General features: G+C 69.3%; 15 protein-coding genes and 1 pseudogene. 9 read left to right on the forward strand and 7 right to left on the reverse strand.

The annotated features are described in order from the left end of the window. The first annotated feature begins 976 nt into the window (after positions 1 to 976). The 3 genes from V8688_RS09905 (at position 977) to V8688_RS09915 (ending at position 5,199) form a co-directional block, all read left to right on the forward strand. Complete coding sequence (locus V8688_RS09905; RefSeq protein ID WP_342800668.1) at positions 977 to 1,603, forward strand: DNA polymerase III subunit gamma/tau; 627 nt, start codon at positions 977 to 979, stop codon at positions 1,601 to 1,603. A gap of 188 nt (positions 1,604 to 1,791) precedes the next feature. Next, a complete protein-coding gene (locus V8688_RS09910; protein WP_218721316.1) occupies positions 1,792 to 3,006 on the forward strand; it encodes an acetyl-CoA C-acetyltransferase in 1,215 nt (404 codons plus the stop codon). Positions 3,007 to 3,048: 42 nt separating this feature from the next. After that, the gene (locus V8688_RS09915) at positions 3,049 to 5,199 is read left to right on the forward strand and encodes a 3-hydroxyacyl-CoA dehydrogenase NAD-binding domain-containing protein (RefSeq protein ID WP_218721317.1); all 2,151 of its coding nucleotides are present in this window, start codon (positions 3,049 to 3,051) and stop codon (positions 5,197 to 5,199) included. An 82-nt stretch (positions 5,200 to 5,281) separates the two neighbouring features. Here the strand turns inward: V8688_RS09915 and V8688_RS09920 are convergent, their stop codons facing one another. Further along, a complete protein-coding gene (locus tag V8688_RS09920) occupies positions 5,282 to 6,157 on the reverse strand; it encodes an exodeoxyribonuclease III (RefSeq protein ID WP_342800669.1) in 876 nt (291 codons plus the stop codon). A 212-nt stretch (positions 6,158 to 6,369) separates the two neighbouring features. Here V8688_RS09920 and V8688_RS09925 point away from each other — a divergent pair, with 212 nt between their 5' ends. Continuing rightward, positions 6,370 to 9,897 (forward strand): protein kinase, encoded by a 3,528-nt coding sequence (locus V8688_RS09925; protein WP_342800670.1) that lies wholly within the window; start codon positions 6,370 to 6,372, stop codon positions 9,895 to 9,897. 45 nt (positions 9,898 to 9,942) lie between these two features. Here V8688_RS09925 and V8688_RS09930 read toward each other — a convergent pair whose 3' ends face one another. After that, positions 9,943 to 11,259 (reverse strand): class I SAM-dependent methyltransferase, encoded by a 1,317-nt coding sequence (locus V8688_RS09930; RefSeq protein ID WP_342800671.1) that lies wholly within the window; start codon positions 11,257 to 11,259, stop codon positions 9,943 to 9,945. Further along, positions 11,256 to 12,692 (reverse strand): FAD-binding oxidoreductase, encoded by a 1,437-nt coding sequence (locus V8688_RS09935; RefSeq protein WP_218721350.1) that lies wholly within the window; start codon positions 12,690 to 12,692, stop codon positions 11,256 to 11,258. The genes V8688_RS09930 and V8688_RS09935 overlap by 4 nt, the downstream gene beginning before the upstream one ends. Before the next feature lie 174 nt (positions 12,693 to 12,866). On the opposite strand from V8688_RS09935, the gene V8688_RS09940 reads away from it, so the two are divergent. Continuing rightward, on the forward strand, positions 12,867 to 13,301 hold the full coding sequence (locus tag V8688_RS09940) for an SRPBCC family protein (protein ID WP_218721321.1): 435 nt from the start codon (positions 12,867 to 12,869) through the stop codon (positions 13,299 to 13,301). 64 nt (positions 13,302 to 13,365) lie between these two features. On the opposite strand, the gene V8688_RS09945 is transcribed toward V8688_RS09940, so the two are convergent. The 3 genes from V8688_RS09945 to V8688_RS09955 are packed head-to-tail and all read right to left on the reverse strand — an operon-like array spanning position 13,366 to position 15,154. Next, on the reverse strand, positions 13,366 to 13,716 hold the full coding sequence (locus tag V8688_RS09945; protein WP_218721322.1) for a VOC family protein: 351 nt from the start codon (positions 13,714 to 13,716) through the stop codon (positions 13,366 to 13,368). Further along, positions 13,713 to 14,543, reverse strand: coding sequence for a MerR family transcriptional regulator (locus V8688_RS09950; protein ID WP_218721323.1), 831 nt, complete (start codon positions 14,541 to 14,543; stop codon positions 13,713 to 13,715). Before V8688_RS09950 ends, V8688_RS09945 begins: the two co-directional genes overlap by 4 nt. 44 nt (positions 14,544 to 14,587) lie before the next feature. Further along, entirely contained in the window at positions 14,588 to 15,154 is a 567-nt protein-coding gene (locus V8688_RS09955) for a hypothetical protein (protein WP_342800672.1), read from the reverse strand. Positions 15,155 to 15,379: 225 nt separating this feature from the next. Between V8688_RS09955 and V8688_RS09960 the strand changes: the two genes are divergently transcribed. After that, positions 15,380 to 15,724: a YbaB/EbfC family nucleoid-associated protein gene (locus V8688_RS09960; RefSeq protein WP_218721325.1), complete on the forward strand. Its 345-nt coding sequence runs from the start codon at positions 15,380 to 15,382 to the stop codon at positions 15,722 to 15,724. Further along, a complete protein-coding gene (gene recR, locus V8688_RS09965; protein WP_019044526.1) occupies positions 15,724 to 16,332 on the forward strand; it encodes a recombination mediator RecR in 609 nt (202 codons plus the stop codon). The genes V8688_RS09960 and recR overlap by 1 nt, the downstream gene beginning before the upstream one ends. Positions 16,333 to 16,335: 3 nt before the next feature. Here the strand turns inward: recR and V8688_RS09970 are convergent, their stop codons facing one another. Further along, positions 16,336 to 16,977: a hypothetical protein gene (locus V8688_RS09970; RefSeq protein ID WP_218721326.1), complete on the reverse strand. Its 642-nt coding sequence runs from the start codon at positions 16,975 to 16,977 to the stop codon at positions 16,336 to 16,338. A gap of 147 nt (positions 16,978 to 17,124) precedes the next feature. On the opposite strand from V8688_RS09970, the pseudogene V8688_RS09975 reads away from it, so the two are divergent. Both V8688_RS09975 and V8688_RS09980 read left to right on the forward strand, forming a co-directional pair. After that, positions 17,125 to 18,333 (forward strand): annotated as a pseudogene (locus tag V8688_RS09975) (transglutaminase family protein); the annotation flags it as partial. A 351-nt stretch (positions 18,334 to 18,684) separates the two neighbouring features. Further along, on the forward strand, positions 18,685 to 20,787 hold the full coding sequence (locus V8688_RS09980) for a transglutaminase family protein (protein ID WP_342800685.1): 2,103 nt from the start codon (positions 18,685 to 18,687) through the stop codon (positions 20,785 to 20,787). The last annotated feature ends 17 nt before the right edge of the window (positions 20,788 to 20,804 follow it).

A 20,804-nucleotide genomic window follows, 5' to 3' on the forward strand; every position in this document is an offset into this window, starting at 1 on the left:
CGCGGGCGCCGAGAGCCGTCGCCGAGGCGCCGAGCTCCTGGCCGCCGCCCGCGCCGAAAAGGAAGCGGCCGCAGGCGGTTCGGCCACGCCCCACCGTGAGCGCCCCGCCGCGGGCGGCCCAGTCGCGTTCGAGTCCACGGCCCAGGCTCCTGCGCAGCAGAATGTGGCGCCCGCACCGGCTGGGCAGCAGAGTGCGGCGCCCGCACCAGCTGGGCAGCAGAGTGCGGCACCCGCGTCGGCTGACCGGCAGAACGTGGCAGCCGCGTCGGCTGACCGGAAGAGTGCGGAATCCGCGTCGGCTGGGCGGCAGAGTGTGGCGGCCGCACCGCCGAGCTCGGACGAGGAGCAGGGTTCTGCCGCAGGTCAGCCGGGTCCGGCGATCGGTGGCGCCGCTGTGGAAGGTTCTGCCGCGCAGTCGCATTCGGGTGCGGCTTTGGTTGCTGACGGCGGGGCAGTCGTGTTGACGCAGGGCGAGGCGCCCATCCCTGGCGTAGAAGGTGAGGCGGCACAGGCTGTTTCGCGCTCGGGCGCGGCCGCTCCCGCAGGCGCGTCACCGTCGCGCGACATCGAGCAGGTCGCTGACGATACGCCGCGTCCGGCGGCTGCGCGCGAACAGGCCGCTCCACAACAGGCCGCTCCGCAACACGTGGCTCCGCACCAGGTCACGGCCCCGCAGTCGGCGGTTTCTCCCGCATCGGTCGCTGGTACGGAACCGGCTGGCCAAGCGCCCGCGGTGATGCCGGAAGTGCCGCCGCGTCAGGCGCCCGCGCAGAGCGTCGTGTCTCCGCACGAATCCACAGGACCGCAGACTGCGGCGCCGCGCCAGGAGCCCGCCTCCGCTCCGCAGCGACCCGCCGCCTCTGCTTCGCAGCAGCCGGCCGCATCGCAGCAGCCCTCCGCATCGCAGTCACCGGCCGCATCGGCGGAGGATCTTGTCGCGCTGGTCGACGGAGCCTGGGCGGAGATCAAGGGGAAGGTGCGGGAATTCGGGCCGACCTTGCAGGCCCTGTTGTCGGGGGCGGCGGTGTCGCGGGCCGAGGGCGACGTGATCGTGTTCGCGCATCAGAGCCCGCCGTTGGCGCAGCGGCTGTCGGATCCGCGCAATATCGACGCGGTGCGGTCGGCGGTGCGCGCGGTGCTCGGTCGCGAGCTGGATGTGCGCTGGGAGACGGGTGCGCCCGCGCCGCGTCCGGCGGCGAAGTCGGCGAGCGCGGCGCGCGGTACCGGTCAGGGCGAGGCGAAACCGGCGGGCCGTCCCAAATTCTCCCGGCCGAGCCAGGCCGGCGGCGGTCAGCAGGCGGGCGCGTCGGGTCAGGCCAAGTCGGCCGCCGACGACGACATCCCGCCGCCCGATTTCCCCGACCTACCCGACGACCCCGGTCCCGACGAGGGGTATGGGGCCGAGTCGAGCCGGTCCGGTGGCGATTCCGGGCGCGGTGCCAGGCCGGGTGACGCGGTGCTGGCGCCCCCGACGCCGGAAGAGGAGCAGGAGATGCTGGCCGCCGCCGCGGAGCCGGTGGCGCCCGGAGATCGGCAGGACCCGGACGAGGTCGCTCTGGCGTTGCTGCGAGACGAGCTCGGAGCGAAGAGTCTGGATGGTTGACAGCCACCGGCTGGACCACGTTAAGTTAACCGGAGTTCGCACACCACGGTAGTATGAACGGGTGGCCGGAATCGCCGGATGGAGCATGGCTCTATGCTCCGCTGGTGCTGCCGGATTTGTACGGCGTCGAGACAGTTGGTCGTGGCGTTCGTGCGGCCACCGCACCCCAAGGAAGGAAACACTCCGATATGACCACAGAGGCCTACATCTACGAGGCCATCCGCACTCCGCGCGGCCGCGGCAAGAAGAACGGCTCGCTGCACTCGGTCAAGCCGATCGATCTGACTGTTGGTCTGATCCAGGAGCTGCGTGGCCGCTTCCCCAACCTCGACGAGGACCAGATCTCGGACCTCATCCTCGGTGTCGTCACCCCCGTCGGTGACCAGGGCATGGACATCGCCCGCACCGCGGTCACCATCGCGGGTCTGCCCGACACCGTCGGTGGCTTCCAGCTCAACCGCTTCTGTGCTTCCGGCCTCGAGGCCGTGAACCTGGCTGCGCAGAAGGTTCGCTCCGGCTTCGACGACCTCGTCCTCGCCGGTGGTGTCGAGTCCATGTCGCGCGTGCCGATGGGCTCCGACGGCGGCGCCTGGGCGCTGGACCCGGCCACCAACTACGACGGCTACTTCGTGCCGCAGGGCATCTCGGCCGACCTGATCGCCACCATCGAGGGCTTCTCCCGCGATGACGTCGACGCCTACGCGGTGCGTTCGCAGGAGCTGGCCGCCAAGGCCACCACCGGCGGCTACTTCGCCAAGTCGATCGTTCCGGTCAAGGACCAGAACGGCCTCGTCGTGCTCGACAACGACGAGCACATGCGTCCCGGCACCACCGCCGCCGACCTGGGCAAGCTGAACCCCTCCTTCGCCGGCATCGGTGAGATGGGTGGCTTCGACGCCGTCGCGCTGCAGAAGTACACCTACATCGAGAAGATCAACCACGTCCACCACGGTGGCAACAGCTCGGGCATCGTCGACGGCGCCGCCCTGGTGCTGATCGGTTCCGAGGAGGCGGGCAAGAACTCGGGTCTGACCCCGCGTGCCCGCGTCGTCGCGACCGCCACCTCCGGTGCCGACTCCACCATCATGCTGACCGGCCCCACCCCGGCCGCGAAGAAGGCACTGGCCAAGGCCGGCCTGACGATCGAGGACATGGACCTCGTCGAGATCAACGAGGCGTTCGCCTCCGTGGTGCTGAAGTTCCAGAAGGACCTCAACGTCCCGGACGAGAAGCTGAACGTCAACGGCGGCGCGATCGCCATGGGCCACCCGCTGGGTGCCACCGGCGCGATGATCACCGGCACCGTGGTCGACGAGCTGGAGCGCCGCAACGCGCGCTACGGCCTCGTCACCCTGTGCATCGGTGGCGGCATGGGTGTCGCCACCATCATCGAGCGCGTCTGATCCCCAGCCGACTTCACTTCTCATAGGAGAGAACGAAAAACTATGACTGACAACATCATCGGCTGGGAGAAGGACGCCGACGGCGTGGTCGTCCTCACCATCGACGACCCCAGCCAGGGCGCCAACACCATGAACGACGCGTACATCACCTCGATGGCCGCGACCGTTGATCGCCTGGAGGCGGAGAAGGACGACATCACCGGTGTCGTCATCACCTCCGGCAAGAAGACCTTCTTCGCCGGCGGCGACCTGAAGAACATGATGCAGGTCGGCCCGGACAACGCGGCCGAGGTCGTGGCGATGCTCGAGGGCGTGAAGGCCCCGCTGCGCCGCCTGGAGCAGCTCGGCAAGCCGGTCGTGGCCGCGATCAACGGCGCCGCCCTCGGCGGTGGCCTGGAGATCGCGCTGGCGACCCACTACCGCGTCGCGGCCGACGTCAAGGGTTCGGCCATCGGCCTGCCTGAGGTCTCCCTGGGCCTGCTGCCCGGTGGCGGCGGCGTGACCCGCACCGTGCGCATGCTCGGCCTGCAGAACGCGCTGATGCAGGTGCTGCTGCAGGGTCAGCGGCACCGGGTGACCAAGGCCAAGGAAATCGGCCTGATCAACGAGGTCGTGTCCTCGGTCGAGGAGCTGCTGCCCGCCGCCAAGGCGTGGATCGCGGCCAACCCCGACGCTGCCCAGCCGTGGGACAAGAAGGGCTTCAAGATCCCCGGTGGCACCCCGTCCACCCCGGCCTTCGCGGCGAACCTGCCCGCGTTCCCGGCCAACCTGCGCAAGCAGATCAAGGGCACCAACATGCCCGCCCCGCGCGCCATCATGGCCGCGGCGGTCGAGGGCGCGCAGGTCGACATCGACAACGCGCTGACCATCGAGGGCCGTTACTTCACGAGCCTGCTGACCGGTCCGGTCGCGAAGAACATGATCCAGGCGTTCTTCTTCGACCTGAACCACATCAACGGTGGCGGCTCGCGTCCGAAGGACGTGCCCAAGCGTGAGATCAAGAAGATCGGTGTCATCGGCGCCGGCATGATGGGCGCGGGCATCGCCTACGTCTCCGCCAAGGCCGGTTACGAGGTCGTCCTCAAGGACGTGCAGCTCGAGGCCGCCCAGAAGGGCAAGGCGTACTCGGAGGCCATCGAGGCCAAGGCTCTCTCGCGTGGCAAGACCACCCAGGAGAAGTCCGACGCGCTGCTGGCTCGCATCCACCCGACCGCGGACGCCGCCGACTTCGCCGGTGTCGACTTCGTGATCGAGGCCGTGTTCGAGAACCCCGAGCTCAAGAACAAGGTCTTCCAGGAGATCGAGGACATCGTCGACGCCGACGCGCTGCTCGGCTCGAACACCTCCACCCTGCCGATCACCCTGCTGGCCGACGGTGTGAAGCGCTCCGAGGACTTCATCGGTATCCACTTCTTCTCCCCCGTGGACAAGATGCCGCTGGTGGAGATCATCAAGGGCGAGAAGACCTCCGACGAGGCGCTGGCCCGGGTGTACGACTACACCCTCGCCATCAAGAAGACCCCGATCGTCGTCAACGACAGCCGTGGCTTCTTCACCTCGCGCGTGATCGGTACCTTCATCAACGAGGCCATCTCCATGGTCGCCGAGGGTGTCGACCCGGCCACCGTCGAGCAGGCCGGTCTGCAGGCGGGCTACCCGGCCGCGCCGCTGAAGCTCAGCGACGAGCTGAACTTCACCACCATGCAGAAGATCTACAAGGAGACCGCCGAGGCCATCCTCGCGGCCGGTGGCGAGCTCAACGCCGCGTCCGCGAAGACCGCCGAGGTGCTCGACACCCTGGTCGGCAAGTACGACCGCAAGGGCAAGGCGGGCGGCGCCGGCTTCTACGACTACGTCGACGGCAAGGCCACCGGCCTGTGGGACGAGCTGCGCTCGCTCTACAACTCCAGCCGTGAGCTCCCGGAGGGTGTCACCTTCCAGGACCTCAAGGACCGGATGATGTTCGCCGAGGCCATCGAGACCCAGAAGTGCTTCGACGAAGGCGTGCTCACCAGCACCGCCGACGCGAACATCGGCTCGATCTTCGGCATCGGCTTCCCGGCCTGGTCGGGCGGCTCGCACCAGTTCATCGTGGGCTACCCCGGTGGCCAGGAGGCCTTCGTGGCCCGCGCCGACGAGCTGGCGAAGAAGTTCGGCCCGCGTTTCGAGGTCCCGGCCTCGCTGCGCAAGTAAGCAGTACCCGGCTCCGGCCGGTCCGGAAGCCCGTCACCGTTCGCGGTGGCGGGCTTTCCGCATGAGGCCGGCTCGCGCCGAATCAGCCGTAGGTCACCACGAGCGGCGCGTGGTCGGAGAGCCGCTCGTCGGGTGAGGATTCCTTGTCCGCGACGACGGCCGTGGCCAGCCGGGCGAGTTTCGGTGTCGCGAGCTGGTGATCCACCCGCCAGCCCACGTCCTTGACGAACGACTGGCCCGCCCAACTCCACCAGGTGAGCGGCCCCGGCCGCTCGCCGTGCACCTGCCGCACCACGTCGACGAGCCTGCGGGTGCCCAGCACCGTGCTGAACCAGTCGCGGTCGGCGGGCAGGAAGCCGTCCATCGTGCGCGCGGCACGCCAGTTGGTCACGTCGTGCTGGGTATGGGCGATGTTCAGGTCTCCGACGAGGAGGAACTCGCGTCCCGCCGCGCGCGCCGCGAGCCGGTTCCGATGCAGTTCCCGGGCGAAGGCCCCGAGAAACCGGTGCTTGCGCTCGTATTTGAGACCGCCATCGGGCTGTTCACGCATCGAGCCCGGACGCTGCAGCTGCGCGGGCAGGCCGCCCTTCGGGAGATAGAGGCAGGCCACCGTCACCGCGCGGTCAGCCAGATCGACCTCGAGGTAGCGACCTTGCGTGGCGAACTCGCCGAGTCCGCGGGCCTTGGGGGGATGGGTCACCCACGTCCGCACCGCGGCGGCGGGAACTCTCGTCAGCACAGCCACCCCGTTCCGACCGGCCACGGAACCGACGTCGACAGCTGCCGAGTAGCCCGGAAATGACCCCACTTCCGAGGCGGGACAACGCAGTTCCTGCAGCGCGACGACATCGGCCGACCGAGCACGCAGCCAGGTGTCGAACCCGCGACGCCGCGCCGCGCGAATCCCATTGACATTGAACGTGGCGACAGTGAACGAATCGCCGACCGAGGAACTCATGCGCAACACTGTGCCTGAACCGCCCACCGCCCGCGCTCGCGCTGCGCTCAACTCCGGTGTCGGCCAACCGTGGCCGCCACAGCATCGAATCTCCACCCGATGGATGCCATATCGCGCTAGCTTGGATATGTGCGGATATTCGGGCGCGCGTCCGATAGGTCCCACGCCGACCGATACGCCGGTGACGCCGATTCGATGTGTGAGGTGGTCACATGGATCCGCAGCAGTCGCGCATAGCGAACACGCAGCGCCAGCAGGCTCCCGGCGAGGTCGACGAGACCGTCATCGCCGAGCTCGACGCCATGGGCCTCACCGGGGCCAAGGAGATCGGGCGCGGCGGATTCGGCGTGGTCTACCGGTGTCTGCAACCCGCGCTGGACCGGGTGGTCGCGGTGAAGGTGCTGTCCTCGGAGATCGACGAGGAGAGCCGGGAGCGGTTCCTGCGCGAGGAACAGGCGATGGGCAGGCTCTCGGGCCATCCGAACATCGTCGACATCCTGCAGGTCGACGTGACCGCGACCGGGCTGCCGCTGATCGTGATGCCGTACTGCTCGCGCGGGTCGCTCGAACGTCTCATCCATGATCGTGGCCCGCTGACCTGGGCCGATACCCTGCGCGCCGGGGTGAAACTGGCCGCGGCGATCGAATCCGCGCACCGGGCGGGGATTCTGCACCGGGACGTGAAACCGGCGAACGTGCTGATCAGCGGGTACGGCGAACCGCAGCTCACCGACTTCGGCATCGCCCGCATCCCCGGCGGCTTCCAGACCTCGAGCAGCTTGATCACCGGCTCGCCCGCGTTCACCGCGCCCGAGGTGCTCAGGGGGCAGGAACCGACCGTGCAGTCCGATATCTACGGGCTCGGTGCGACCCTGTTCGCCCTGCTGACCGGCCACGCCGCCTTCGAACGGCAGGCCGGCGAGAAGGTCGTCGCGCAGTTCCTGCGGATCACCACCCAGCCGGTGCCCGACCTGCGTGCTCAGGACATCCCCGACGACGTGGCCGCGGTGATCGAGTCGGCGATGTCGCCGGAGCCGGGGGACCGGCCCGCCTCGGCCTACGAGTTCGGCGAGATGCTGCGCGAGGTGCAGCGCGCGCACGGCCAGATGCCCGACGAGATGGCTCTGCTCGACACCCAGCCCGTCGAGATCGACGCGGGCACCCCGGAAGCGCTCAAGGCCGTGACCGCCCGGCGCAGCTGGCCGTTGACCCTCCAGCCCGCGGGCGCCTCGGTCCCGCTGCGCACCGGTGGCACCGGGCCCACCGGCACGCTGCCACCCACCGCGGCCACCAAGTTCCGGCCGCCGACGCCGGCCCGCGAGCCGTTTCCGCGCCAGCGGCTGCTCGACGTGCTGCGTGCGGGCGGCAATCGTCGGCTGGCGCTGGTGCACGCGCCCGCCGGATTCGGCAAGAGCACGGTGGCCGCCCAGTGGCGGGCCGACCTGGTCGCCAGGGACATCCCGGTGGCCTGGCTCGGCATCGACCAGGACGACGACAGCGAGATCTGGTTCCTGGCCCACCTGATCGAGGCCATTCGCCGGGTGCGTCCCGATGTCGGCGCCGGTCTGGAGCAGGTGCTCGAAGAGCGTCCGGCCGACGCGGCCGCCTTCGTGATCGCGACCCTGATCGATGAGATCCACGCCAGCGATCGCAGCGTGGTCGTCGTCGTCGACGACTGGCACCGCGTCCGCGACCCCGGGGTGCACCGGGCGATGGCCGCGTTGCTCGACAACGGCTGCCACCACGTACGTTTCGTGGTGACCAGCCGCGATCAGTCCGGGCTGCCGATCAGCAGGCTGCGGGTGCGCGACGAACTGGTGGAACTGGGCGCGGCGGAGCTGCGGCTCACCGAGGCCGAGACGCGGCAGATCCTGGTGGAGCGCAACGGCTTCGCGCTCACCGACGAGCAGGTCGAGCAGATCCACACCGCCACCGAGGGCTGGCCCGCCGCGATCCAGCTGGTGAGCCTGACCCTGCGCGGCAAGGCCGACCCGACCCAGCTGCTGAGCTCGCTGGCCGAGGGCGGCCACGGCATGCGGGAGTACCTGGCCGAGAACGTCCTCGACAGCATCGCGCCGGAACTGCTGGAGTTCCTGATGGCGATCTCGGTGGTCGAGCGGGTCAGCGGTTCGCTGGCCACCGTCCTCGCCGACGTGCCCGACGGCGCGGCCATGCTCGAACAGGCCGAACAGCGCGAACTGTTCCTGCACCGGATCGAGCACGACCCGGAGTGGTACCGGATGCAGCCGCTGTTCGCCGAGCACCTGCGGGCCCGGCTCGAGCGCGAACACCCCGGACGCGCGAAGGTGCTGCACCGCAAGGCGGCTCGCTGGTACGCCGAGCACCAGCTGCTGCGCAAGTCGGTCGACCACGCGCTGGCCGCCACCGACCTCAAGCTGGCCGCCGATCTGCTGGAGAGCGGCGGCATGGACCTGATCGACCGGTCCCGGCTGGCGACGCTGCTCGGCAGCGTCTCGAAACTGCCGGTGCAGCAGGTGACTTCCCGCTCCAAGCTGCTGATGGCGGTGGCGCGGGCGAACATGAACCTGCAGGAGACCAGCACCGCGCGGTCGGCACTGGGCCGGCTGTCGAATCTGCTGGCCCGCGGTGCGGGCGGCGAACCGGAACTGGCCGAACAGCGCTGCGCGGCAACAGTGCTCGAGGCCGCCGACCAGGTTGCCCACGACGACCTCGACGGCGTGGCCGACAAACTCGCCGCCTGCCTGGCGACCCCCGACGAGCTGCCCGCGTGGACGGTCTCGACCGCGGCCAACCTGGTGTCGTTCGTCCGGCTGTGCGAGTTCGACTTCGCCGGCGCGACCGAGATGCAGGACTGGGCGGCCGAGTATCACGCGCGGTCCAAGGACCCGCTCGGCCCGGTCTTCGGCCTGTGCGCGCGCGGTGACGCCGCCTACGAACAACTCGACATCGCCACCGCCACCGCGTGTTTCGAGCTGGCCTACGACACCGCGCGGGACCGGGCCGGGCCGCGCTCGGACGCCGTGCGGGTGGCCGCGGCGCTCCTGGGCGAGGTCGCCTACCGGCGCGGCGACCTGGACCTGGCCGACCGGCTGCTCGACGAGAGCCATGAGCTGGTCACCCGGGTCGGGCCGGTCGACTTCCTGGTCGCGACCTTCGTGACCGGTGCGCGGGTGAAGGCCGCGCTCGGCGACCAGTACACGGCGTCGGCGCGGCTGGACGAGGGTGCGCGGGTGGCCGCGACGAACGGGCTGGCCCGGCTCGACGCGCAGGTCCGCGCCGAGCGGTCGCGGCTGGGCCTGCCCGCCGGTGACGCAGTCGACCGATTCGCCGCCGACCCGTCGGGCAACGGCAAGCGGAGCAAGTCGGGTGCGGCGGTGCTCATCGCCGAGGCCCGCGAATTCGCCGAGATCAGGGCGCTGCTGGCCGAACAACGCCTGCGCGCCGACGACCGGGCCGCCCGGCACGCCCGAGTGCTCTACGCGCGGCTGCTCGATCAGTCCCGGCCCCGGGCCGAACTGGACGCCACGCTGCTGCTCGCCGAGTGTCTGGCGTCGGCGGGCTGGGTCGGCGAGGCGACCGGGCTGGTCCTGCCGGTGCTGCGCACCTGCGCCGACCTCGGCTGGACCAGGCCACTGCTCGACGCGGGGCCCGGTGTCGTCGGCTTGCTGCACGTGCTGCGCACCCAATCGCACGAGGGACAGCCGCATCCCCTGCTCGCCGAGGTGCCCGGTCACTTCCTCGACGAACTGCTGGTCTGAGCCGAAGCTCGGGTGCGCGCCCGCGCACCCGAGCTCAGGACCGGATTACGGCTGCCACCACGGACGCAGCGGGACGTCCCAGGTGCCGTTCTTGTCGAGCTTCACGCCCAGCACGTGATGCAGCTGCACCACATTGCGCTGGAAGCCGAGCCGGCAGCCCGCCATGTACAGGCCCCACACCTTCGCGGTGCCCTCGCCGACCTCGGCGACGCAGGCGTCCCAGTTCTCCACCAGGTTCTTGCACCATTCGTGCAGGGTGAGCGCGTAGTGCTCGCGCAGGTTCTCCTCGTGCAGCACCTCGAGGCCGATGTTCTGGACCTCGGAGATGATCCGGCCCGAGCCGATCAGCTCGCCGTCCGGGAACACATAGCGGTCGATGAAATCGCCCGCCTTGGTGGTGCGGGTGTTGTCCGGCCGGGTGATGCAGTGGTTGAGGAACAGGCCGCCGTCGCGCAGCTTGTCCTTGATGTAGCCGAAGTAGAACGGGTAGTTGTGCACCCCGATGTGCTCGGTGAGACCGATCGAGGAGACCGCGTCGAACTCGCCCTCGGGGATGTCGCGGTAGTCGCTGTGCCTGACCTCGGCGAACTCGCCCAGGCCCTCTTCCTCGATCTTCTGCTGCGCCCAGGCGGCCTGCTCGGCCGAGAGGGTGGCGCCGATGACCTTGACCCCGCGCCGGGCCGCGTAGCGGACCATGCCGCCCCAGCCGCAGCCGATGTCGAGCAGCCGGTCGCCTTCCTTCAGCCGCAGCTTCTCGAAGATCAGCCGGTACTTGTTCTCCTGGGCCTGTTCGAGGGTCCAGTCCGGTTCGCCGTAGACCGCGCAGGTGTAGGTCATGGAGGGACCGAGGACGTACTCGTAGAACTTGTTCGAGACGTCGTAGTGGTGGTGGATCGCCTCGGCGTCGCGGGTCTTGGAGTGACGTAGGCCCTCCAGCGCGATCCGGCGCCAGCGGGGCAGGGTCTCCTGCGGCGGCGGCGCGATCGGCTTGAGCCGCTCCCAGCCGAGCGAGCGGGCGATGGTGACCAGCGACAACGCCGAGGGGCGATGGAACTTCATCGCCTGCATGGCCTGGAGGATGTTGTACGGGTCGCCGGGGTGCACGCCCTCGGCGACCATGTCACCGGCGATATAGGCGCGGGCCATGCCGAGGTCGCCGGGTGCCGAGGCCAGGTAGTTGATGCCGCGCGGTGTCTTGATGTCGAGGGTGTAGGGCGAGTCCGCCGGCCCGGTCGCGCTGCCGTCGTAGGCGGTCAGCCGGATCGGGATCTCGCCGTCGATGAGCGTCTCGAAGACCTCGGCGATCGTGAGCCGGGTTCCCAGCTCGGCGAATACCTCGGATCGGTCCTTGAATGTCGTCACTTGCGTTGCACCGCCTTCGAATACAGATTCAGCAGTCGTTGGTCCGGGTCGTAACGGTTCTTCAGTTCGGTATAGGTCTCGCCGCCGTACAGCTCGGCGAACTCGTCCTCGGCGTAGTAGGAATCCGAGTACAGCGACTTGTGCCCGTCGAATTCGGACACGATCTTCTCGATCGCGCGGTTGGCCGCCCCCTCCGGCTGACCGGGCTTGCTCGGGACGGCCGACCAGAAGCCGACATTGACATAGGTGCGCCGCGGTTCGAGCGGGTACAGCGGCCACGGACGGTCGCCCGCCGGGTCGCCGGCGGTCTCGCGCAACCGCAACGGGCACAACCAGATCGGCTCGATCGGTATTTCCTTCAGGAACCATTCGACGAAATCGGCGGTGCGGTGCACCGGTACCTCGATGTCCTGGACCACCCGCTCCTGCGGTGGATTGCCCTTGCGGGCCTCCAAGCGGTCACCGATGTGGTACTTGCGGTCGAGGGCGACCAGCTTCCAGTAGAAACTGCTGCGTCGGTAGGCCTTCGGCCAGAACCGGCGGATCTTCGGGTTCTGGGTGCCGAAGGCGCGTGAGCACCAGAACCAGTCGGTGTCCCAGCGCCAGAGGTAGTCGTGGATGGTCAGCCGGTCCCGCTTGACGCCGTCGGCGTGCTGCAGCGAGCGGTAGTAGATGTCCATCCCGGTGTAGTCGCTGACCGGGCCCGGCTCGTCGGTCTGCCTGCCCAGGGTGAGATAGCTCTCGGTCGCGGTGAACACGACGCCGTCGAGGTAGTCGACCCGTTCGCCCTGGTAACTGCGCTCGGTGACGATGCGCTCGAGCTCGGCTTCGAGTTCACGCAGGTCGTGGAAGCGCACGTGGCGCAGCGCGACATACGGCTCGACGGGTTCGAGCTCGATCTTCAGCCGGACCGTGTAGCCCAGCGTGCCGTAGGAGTTGGGGAACCCGCGGAACAGATCGGCGGTCTCGCCCTCGGGTTTCACCGTGACGATCTCACCGGAACCGGTCAGCACGTCCATTTCCAGCACGGATTCGTGCGGAAGGCCGTTGCGGAACGAGGTGGACTCGATCCCGAGGCCGGTGACGGCACCGCCCAGGGTGATGGTCTTGAGCTGCGGCACGACCAGCGGCGCGAGACCGTACGGCAGCGTGGCCGCCACCAGGTCTTCGTAGGTGGTCATGCCCGCGACATCGGCGGTTCTCGCTTCCGGGTCCACCGCGATCACCCGCCCGAGGCCCGACACATCGAGGCCGGGCGCGGTGCTGGCCGCCCTGGCCCGGAACAAGTTGGACGTCTTCTTCGCCAAGCGGACGACGGCGCCGGGTGGAATGGCGCGATAGCTTGCCAGCAGTCGCTCCACACCCTCCCGGTGCGCGGCATATCCAGACTCGCGTGCGGCCGGTTCGTGGCCGGCCCTACCCAAAAGACTCACTGCCACGCATTCGACGCTAGTACGACCGTGTCCGTCGGGCTACCGAATACCACCCCGCCACGTCGAAATGTCACGCACATGTTTCCCTTTCGCCCAACCTGGTCGGGCGATCCGGTGAGGCGCAGGGCAGGATGTAACCCGGTCGAGATATCGCACCCCGACAAGGAGTCAACAGTGGGACAGGTCAGCGCCAGCAGTTCGATCGTCGTCGCCGCGGATCCGCAGCGCACGCTCGAAGCGATCGGCGACTACGAGACGATCCGTCCGCGCATCCTCTCCTCGCACTACCGCGACTACAAGGTCGTCGAGGGCGGCAAGGGCGCGGGCACCGTGGTGGAGTGGACGTTGCAGGCGACCGAGAAGCGTTCGCGCAACGTGCGCGCGAACGTCACCGTGTCGGACTCGATCCTCACCGAGCGCGACGCCAACTCCTCGATGGTCAACACCTGGACCGTCACCCCGGACGGCGCCGGTTCGCAGGTCACCCTGCGCACCACCTGGACCGGCGCGGGCGGCGTGTCGGGCATCTTCGAGGGCATCTTCGCGCCCCTGGGCCTGAAGAAGATCCAGGCCGAGGTGCTGGGCAATCTCCAGCGTGAGCTGGCCTGATCCAGCCGGGCGAACATCGAGGAGGGCCGTTCCGCGTCGATCGCGGTGCGGCCCTCCTCGATGTTCATTCCTTGCCGATGTCGAAGAGGTTTCCTTCGGGGTCGGCGAGGGTGACCCACTGCTGGCCGTACTCGTCGAAGTCGCCGATATGCTTGGCGCCCAAGCTGATCGCGCGCTCGACGTAGTCGCGCCATTGGACGGCGTGGAAGTCCAGGTGCACCACGTTCTTGCCGGGCGTCTTGTCCGGCACCTGGATGAACATCAGCACGGGCGAGGTGCCCGAGGTCTGGCCGACGGTGGCGAAGAACGGGGAGGCTTCCGGGTCGACGGGACGGTCCAGCAGCTGGGCGTAGAACTCGGCCAGCGCGTTCGCGTTGTTGCAGTCGAACGTGACATTGCCAAGGGCGAGGGTCATCGGATCTCTCCTTCGGTGATCGGCCAGCACACCTCGGTGCGGTAGTCGGCCGGGTTATCGGTGATGTCCGGTCCGACGAGATAGCGCTCGCGGACCGGTTCGTCGGGAAGAACGGTGTCGTGCTCGGCGACGTGGCTGCCCAGCGCGCCGTAGGTGCGGTCGAAGTCCTCGAACGCGCCCGTGTGCACGGCGATGGCGAAGCGGCGGGCCGCGAACTCGGTGATCGCGAGTCCCTTCGGCGGGGTCGGGTCCGCGCCGGGCGGCAGCGGCACGTACGCCGTGACCGAGCCGGTGGCCTCGGTGAAGAACTCGGTCGAATAGGTCGCGCCCGCGACCCCACCCGGCGTCACGCCCGCGGCGAGCAGGCTCGTGTAGAGCTGCTCGAACGCGGTGCCACACCATGTCCCGATCGCGTCGCGGTCGACCGATTCGGTCAGGGTGAGCGCGGTGAACGCTGGCTCGATCCGGTAGTCCACCCGCAAGGGCGGCGCGGGTACGGTGAGCAGCGCGCGCAGCGAGGCGACCACGTCGCGGGTCCGCTGCAATTCGGCTTCCATCCTGGTCAGATGGGCGCGCAGGGTGGCGTCGCGGTCGGCCGGTTCGGCGGCGGCGAGCACGGTGCGGATGTCGGGCAGCGGCATGTCCAGATCGCGCAGCCTGCGGATCAGATGCGCCGTGTCCACCTGCTCGGTGGAATACCGTCGATAACCCGTGCCCGCGTCCACCGCGACCGGCTCGAGCAACTCGATCTCGTGGTAGTAGCGCAGGGTCTTGACGCTCAGATGGGTGAGGCGGGCGAACTCGCCGATCGCCACGGTGGCTGTCATGAGATCAGCCAACACCCTCCAGCGGGGGGAGGGTCAACAACGACTCACGCGGGGGCGAGCACGAAGGCCGCGAGCAGCGGCCAGTCGCCTTCGCGCCACCACGAGTAGCCGAACCAGACGCCCGGGCTGATCTCGCGGATCTCGTCGTAGACCTGCGGTGTCGGCGACGGCGCGTAGTTCAGGGCCCAGGCCGGGCCGCCGTCGAGGATGGACGGCGCCCGGTAGACATCGGCCGGGAAGGCCTCGATGCCCGCGCCGGTCACCCGGTTGGTCAGGGAGCCGCCGTCGGGTCCGGTGCGGAACACCTTGCCGATCCACAGCGCCGCCGCCATCGGTGCGAATTGGGGTGGCCGGGCCAGCCAGCCGTTGGTGACGCCGGTCGGCACGGCGCCTGCCCGCGCGTCGCGGTAGATCTGATCCTGCTGGGTGACGTTGCAGCGAAAGCGCAGCGAATCCAGGGTCGCCGCGGAGTTGCCGGGGTCGACGACGCAGCCGCCGCCGTAGTCGACGACCTCCGCGCCCGAGTCCGCCGACGCGGTCGAGGTGGGCAGAACGAGCAGGCCGACGGTGGCGAACACCGTGGCGATCAGGGACGTGCGCATGACACTCATCAGTTCTCCCTCGGATTGCCGAACCCTGTCCCGAACCACGTTCGATCCTAGGCAAACGATCTGGAGCGGGTTCGCTTGCGACCAGGCAGCAATCAACCTGTTACCCGGCAGGTCACGGGTAACGGCACGGTCGGTATGCGCCATCGCCGGGGCGGGTGTGGGAGTATCCCGGCGGCGCGTGAGGACTACGCTTGACGCGGACGAAACTTCTGGAGAGGACGTGCTGTGCAACCCGATGGTGGTCAGTTCGATATGCAGGCCCTGCTCGCCCAAGCCCAGCAGATGCAGCAGGCGGTGATGCAGGCGCAGGCAGAGCTCGCCGAATCCGAGGTGCAGGGTCAGGCCGGTGGTGGTCTGGTCGCGGCGACCATCAAGGTGAGCGGTGAGGTCGTCGCGCTGACGATCGACCCGAAGATCGTCGACCCGTCCGATGTCGACGGCCTGCAGGACCTGGTCATCGGCGCGATCAACGACGCCATGGCCAACGCGCAGAAGCTGGCCGCCGAGCGTCTCGGCCCGCTCTCGCAGGGGCTCGGTGGCGGTTCGCTGCCCGGTCTGCCCGACTTCTGATGTATGAGGGGCCGGTTCAGGATCTGATCGACGAACTGGGCAAGCTGCCCGGCGTCGGTCCGAAGAGCGCACAGCGCATCGCTTTCCACCTGTTGCAGGTGGAGCCGCCGGAGATCGACCGGTTGCAGGCCGCGTTGCAGAAGGTGCGCGACGGCGTGCAGTTCTGCGTGTCGTGCGGCACCGTCGCCGACGGAGAGCTGTGCCGGATCTGTGCCGACCCGCGCCGCGACCGCACGATGATCTGTGTGGTCGAGGAACCCAAGGACGTACAGGCGATCGAGCGCACCCGTGAGTTCCGTGGTCGCTACCACGTGCTCGGCGGTGCGCTCGATCCGCTCAGTGGCGTCGGACCCGATCAGCTGCGGATCAGGGAACTGCTGACCCGCATCGGCAATCAGGACGACGGCGTCGACGTGAGCGAGGTGATCATCGCGACCGACCCGAACACCGAGGGTGAGGCGACGGCCACCTACCTGGTGCGCATGCTGCGCGATTTCCCCGGGCTCACCGTCACCCGGCTGGCTTCGGGCCTGCCGATGGGCGGTGACCTCGAATTCGCCGACGAGCTGACCCTGGGCCGCGCCCTGTCGGGCCGGCGGGCGCTCTAGCGCTCAGAACTCGACGCGGGTCCAGTCCACGCCCTTGCCCGCGGCGGGGTCCTCGGTGGTCCAGGCCCAGATGATGTCGGCGACCTGCGCCGGATCGTCGAGCGTGGCGCCGAAGTGCTGGTCCGGGGAGCCGTCGCGGTATTCCAGGGTGTACGGCCCGCTCGGGTCACGGTAGGTCTGGATGTAGCGCTGCTCGCCGCGCTCGACGATGAGATACGGGTTCGGGTCGGCCAGCCCGGCGACCCAGCGCCGCGCCAATTCCTCGGTGAGATAAGGGAATTCGCCCGCGCCGCCGTGAGTGACGGCGATCGGCACGTGCCCGGCGGGGTCGATCAGCCAGGTCAGCTGCGGGTCGTAGACCGCGTAGCCGCGCGGGGTGGCCAGGTCGAAGAGCAGGTGGCGGACGAAGCCGATCGCGTCGTACGGCGAGGGGACGTAGAGCGTCGTCCCGTTCGCGCCGCCCACCGATTCGACGCTCAGGAACGAGTCGTCCACCGGTAGTTCGGCGTTGCGGGCGTTGAGTTCGGTCGCGATCTCGACGATCTCCGCGGACTCGGGCCGACCTTCCTGGGTAGCCAGATACGCGTCCACTTCGTCGACGGAGGTGGCGACGCCGGACGGCAGGAGGATGTGGTCGTAGCTCACCCGGTCAGCCTACGGGTCGGTCGGTTCGTGCTGGTTCGGCAGCCTTTGGTGCGGCAGTGTTGCCTGCGGGTTTCGACCTGATGCCCGTCGGGAAACTCCGGTTTCGTCACGCCACGCCGCGCCGGTGGTGTGTGGTCAACTGGGGGCATGGGCATCAAGGTGTCACTCGAACACCGGACCGCGTACTCCTTCGATCGTCTCGTCGAGGTGCATCCGCACGAGGTGCGGCTGCGGCCGGCGCCGCATTCGCGGACGCCGATCGAGGCGTATTCGCTACAGGTGTCGCCGGCCGCGCACTACATCAACTGGCAGCAGGACGCGTTCGGCAATTTCGTTGCGCGGCTGGTGTTTCCGGAACCGACCAAGGAATTGTCGATCACCGTGGGGTTGATCGCCGATCTCGAGGTGGTCAATCCGTTCGACTTCTTCGTCGAGGACTACGCCGAGTACTTCCCGTTCACCTATCCGGCGGCGCTGGCCGCCGACCTGGAGCCGTACCTGCGCCCGGTCGACGAGGGGGAGCCGGGTTCGGGGCCGGGGGAGCTGCTCGACGACTGGGTGCGGGTGCACCGCCCGCAGGGCCGGATCCGCTCGATCGACTACCTGGTCGAGCTGAACTACGCGCTGCGCAACACCGTCGACTACACGGTGCGGATGGAGCCGGGCGTGCAGTCGCCCGATCACACGCTGCGCACCCAGCTGGGGTCCTGCCGGGACTCGGCCTGGCTGCTCGTCGGCATCCTGCGCGAGCTCGGGCTGGCGGCCCGGTTCGTCTCGGGCTACCTGGTGCAGTTGACCTCGGATACGCCGTCGCTGGACGGGCCATCGGGGCCCAGCGCCGACTTCACCGACCTGCACGCCTGGACCGAGGTGTATCTGCCGGGCGCGGGCTGGATCGGCATGGACCCCACCTCCGGGCTGTTCGCGGGAGAGGGGCACATCCCGCTCGCGGCCACCCCGCATCCCGGTGCCGCCGCCCCGATCACCGGCGCGACCGGGATCACCGAGGCCACTCTCGAATTCAGCAATGTGGTGCGCCGGGTGCACGAGGACCCACGAGTCACCTTGCCCTACACCGATTCCCAGTGGGAACGGATCACCGCTTCCGGCGCGGCCATCGACAAGCGGATGGCCGCCGCCGACGTCGGCCTGACCATGGGCGGCGAACCCACCTTCGTCTCCATCGACGATCAGATGAGCGCCCAGTGGACCACCGACGCCGACGGTCCACACAAACGCGAGCGCGCCGTCGACCTGGCCGACCGCCTGCGCTCGATCTACGCGCCCACCGGCATCGTCCAGTACCGCCAGGGCAAGTGGTATCCCGGCGAACCGTTGCCGCGCTGGGAGATCGCCATCGCCTGGCGCGCCGACGGCGAACCGATCTGGCACCGCCAGGACCTCCTCACCAACCCCTGGACCCCGATCTCCCAGCGCGCGATCCCGGTCGGGCCCGCGCGCACCGACGCCCCCGCCGAACCGGCCGAGCTCACACCAGAGGCTGAGGCTGCGGGGTTGGCTGAGGCCGCTGAACTGGCCGAGTCCGGGGGTCTGGGCGAGGCTGCTGGAGTGACCGAGTCGGTCGGGTCGGACGAGGCGCCGGCGGTGAAGGGGAAGAAGCAGAAGGACAAGAAGAAGGGAAAGCGGGCGCGGAAGAAGGCGGGGGTCCGGCCTGCCGAGACGCAGCCGCTGAATGCGGCCGGGGCGGTGGCGGATCGGCAACCGGCCGCCGATATCGATGCGGCGCGGGAGCTGATCGCGCGGGTCGCCGACACGCTCGGGTTGCCCGCCGGGCAGGTGCGCCCAGCCTTCGAGGACCCGCTGGCCCGCCTGGCCGCGACCGTGTCCGCGCCGTACGGTGATCCGCCGCCCGCCGACATCGATCCCGAGCAGGATTCACCGCAGGTCCGGCAGCGGCTGGTGGAGAGCCTGGATCAGGCCGTCAACGAACCGGCCGCCTTCGTGCTGCCGATTCATCGCCGGGCCGACGGCGCGGGCTGGGCGAGTGCCGATTGGCAGTTGCGGCGGGGACGCAACGAGGACGGCCCCGGCCGGATCGTGCTCGCCGACGGTGATTCGCCCGCGGGCCTGCGGCTGCCGATCGGGTCGGTGTCGTGGCTGTCGCCGCCGGTGCTGCCCGAGGCCGATCCGCTGTATCAGCGGCCGCTGGACCCGGAGCGCGACGAACCAGCCGCGACCGTGGAGCCCGCGCATTTCACGCCGACGACCGCGCTGGTCGCCGAGGTGCGCGAGGGTCGGTTGCATGTGTTCCTGCCGCCGGTCAGCGAGCTGGCGGACTTCCTCGACCTGATCGCCCGGGTCGAATCGGCCGCCGTGGCGATCGGGCAGCCCGTGGTCCTCGAGGGCTATGCCCCGCCGAACGACCCACTGTTGCAGACGTTCTCGGTCACCCCTGACCCCGGCGTGATCGAGGTGAACATCATGCCGACCAGTTCCTTCGCCGAGCAGGCCGAGGTGCTCGACACGCTCTACGAGCAGGCCAGGCTGGCCAGGCTGAGCACCGAGTCGTTCGACGTGGACGGCACCCACGGTGGCACCGGCGGCGGCAATCACATCACCCTGGGCGGGGTGACGCCCGCGCGCTCGCCACTGCTGCGCAGGCCCGATCTGCTGGTGTCGATGTTGACCTACTGGCAGCGGCATCCGGCCTTGTCGTACCTGTTCGCGGGCCGTTTCGTCGGGCCGACCTCGCAGGCGCCGCGCGCCGACGAAGGCCGCGAGGACGCGCTCTACGAACTGGAGATCGCCTTCGCCGAGATCGCCCGGCTCACCGCCGAACAGGCGATCGGCGACGCCACCCCGGCCGAGATCCAATCCGCTCCTTGGCATATCGACCGCGCGCTGCGCCACCTGCTGACCGATCTCACCGGCAACACCCACCGCGCCGAGTTCTGCATCGACAAGCTCTACAGTCCCGATTCCGCGCGCGGCAGGCTCGGCCTGCTGGAACTGCGCGGCTTCGAGATGCCGCCGCACTTCCAGATGGCGATGGTGCAGTCGCTGCTGGTGCGTGGCCTGGTCGCGATGTTCTGGGACCAGCCCTACCGGGCGCCGTTGCTGCGCCACGGCGCCAACCTGCACGGCCGCTATCTGCTGCCGCACTTCCTGATGAGCGATATCGCGGAGGTGGCCGCCGACCTGCGCGCGCACGGCATCGACTTCGACACCAGCTGGCTCGACCCGTTCACCGAGTTCCGGTTCCCGCGGATCGGGACCGCGGTGATCGGCGATGTCGAACTGGAACTGCGCGGCGCGATCGAACCGTGGCTGACCCTCGGTGAGCAGACCACCGGTCAGGGCACCGCCCGCTACGTCGACTCCTCGGTGGAGCGGTTGCAGGTGCGGGTGGTCGGCGCCGATCGCGGCCGATACGTGGTGACCTGCAACGGCATGCCGGTGCCGCTGCTGACCACCGACAAGGCCGACGTGCAGGTCGCCGGCGTGCGCTATCGCGCCTGGCAGCCGCCGAACTCGCTGCACCCGTCCATCACCGTGGACGCGCCGCTGGTGTTCGACCTGGTCGACGCGGCGACCGGGCTCTCGCACGGCGGCTGCACCTATCACGTCGTGCACCCCGGCGGCCGCGCGTTCGACGACGTCCCGGTGAACGCGGTGGCGGCTCAGTCGCGGCGCAACCGCCGCTTCGAGGCTGCGGGACACACCGTGAATCCGATCGACCCGGCCGAACTCCGTGCGAAGATCGCGGCGCAGTCGACCGATGTCGGTGCACCGGGCATCCTGGATCTACGTCGCGCGCGAACCGTGTGGGGCGCGACCGGCGGCCGGTAGGCAACAACAGGAAGCGA

This window comes from Nocardia sp. No.11, from assembly GCF_038752175.1.
Taxonomy (GTDB): domain Bacteria; phylum Actinomycetota; class Actinomycetes; order Mycobacteriales; family Mycobacteriaceae; genus Nocardia; species Nocardia canadensis.

What these genes read in the sequence shown, in the direction of transcription:
- recR (WP_019044526.1), top strand. Translation starts at nt 15,724, where the DNA reads ATGTATGAGGGGCCGGTTCAGGATCTGATCGACGAACTGGGCAAGCTG.
- V8688_RS09915 (WP_218721317.1), top strand. Translation starts at nt 3,049, where the DNA reads ATGACTGACAACATCATCGGCTGGGAGAAGGACGCCGACGGCGTGGTC.
- V8688_RS09950 (WP_218721323.1), bottom strand. Translation starts at nt 14,543, where the DNA reads ATGACAGCCACCGTGGCGATCGGCGAGTTCGCCCGCCTCACCCATCTG.
- V8688_RS09925 (WP_342800670.1), top strand. Translation starts at nt 6,370, where the DNA reads ATGGATCCGCAGCAGTCGCGCATAGCGAACACGCAGCGCCAGCAGGCT.
- V8688_RS09910 (WP_218721316.1), top strand. Translation starts at nt 1,792, where the DNA reads ATGACCACAGAGGCCTACATCTACGAGGCCATCCGCACTCCGCGCGGC.
- V8688_RS09945 (WP_218721322.1), bottom strand. Translation starts at nt 13,716, where the DNA reads ATGACCCTCGCCCTTGGCAATGTCACGTTCGACTGCAACAACGCGAAC.
- V8688_RS09920 (WP_342800669.1), bottom strand. Translation starts at nt 6,157, where the DNA reads ATGAGTTCCTCGGTCGGCGATTCGTTCACTGTCGCCACGTTCAATGTC.
- V8688_RS09955 (WP_342800672.1), bottom strand. Translation starts at nt 15,154, where the DNA reads ATGAGTGTCATGCGCACGTCCCTGATCGCCACGGTGTTCGCCACCGTC.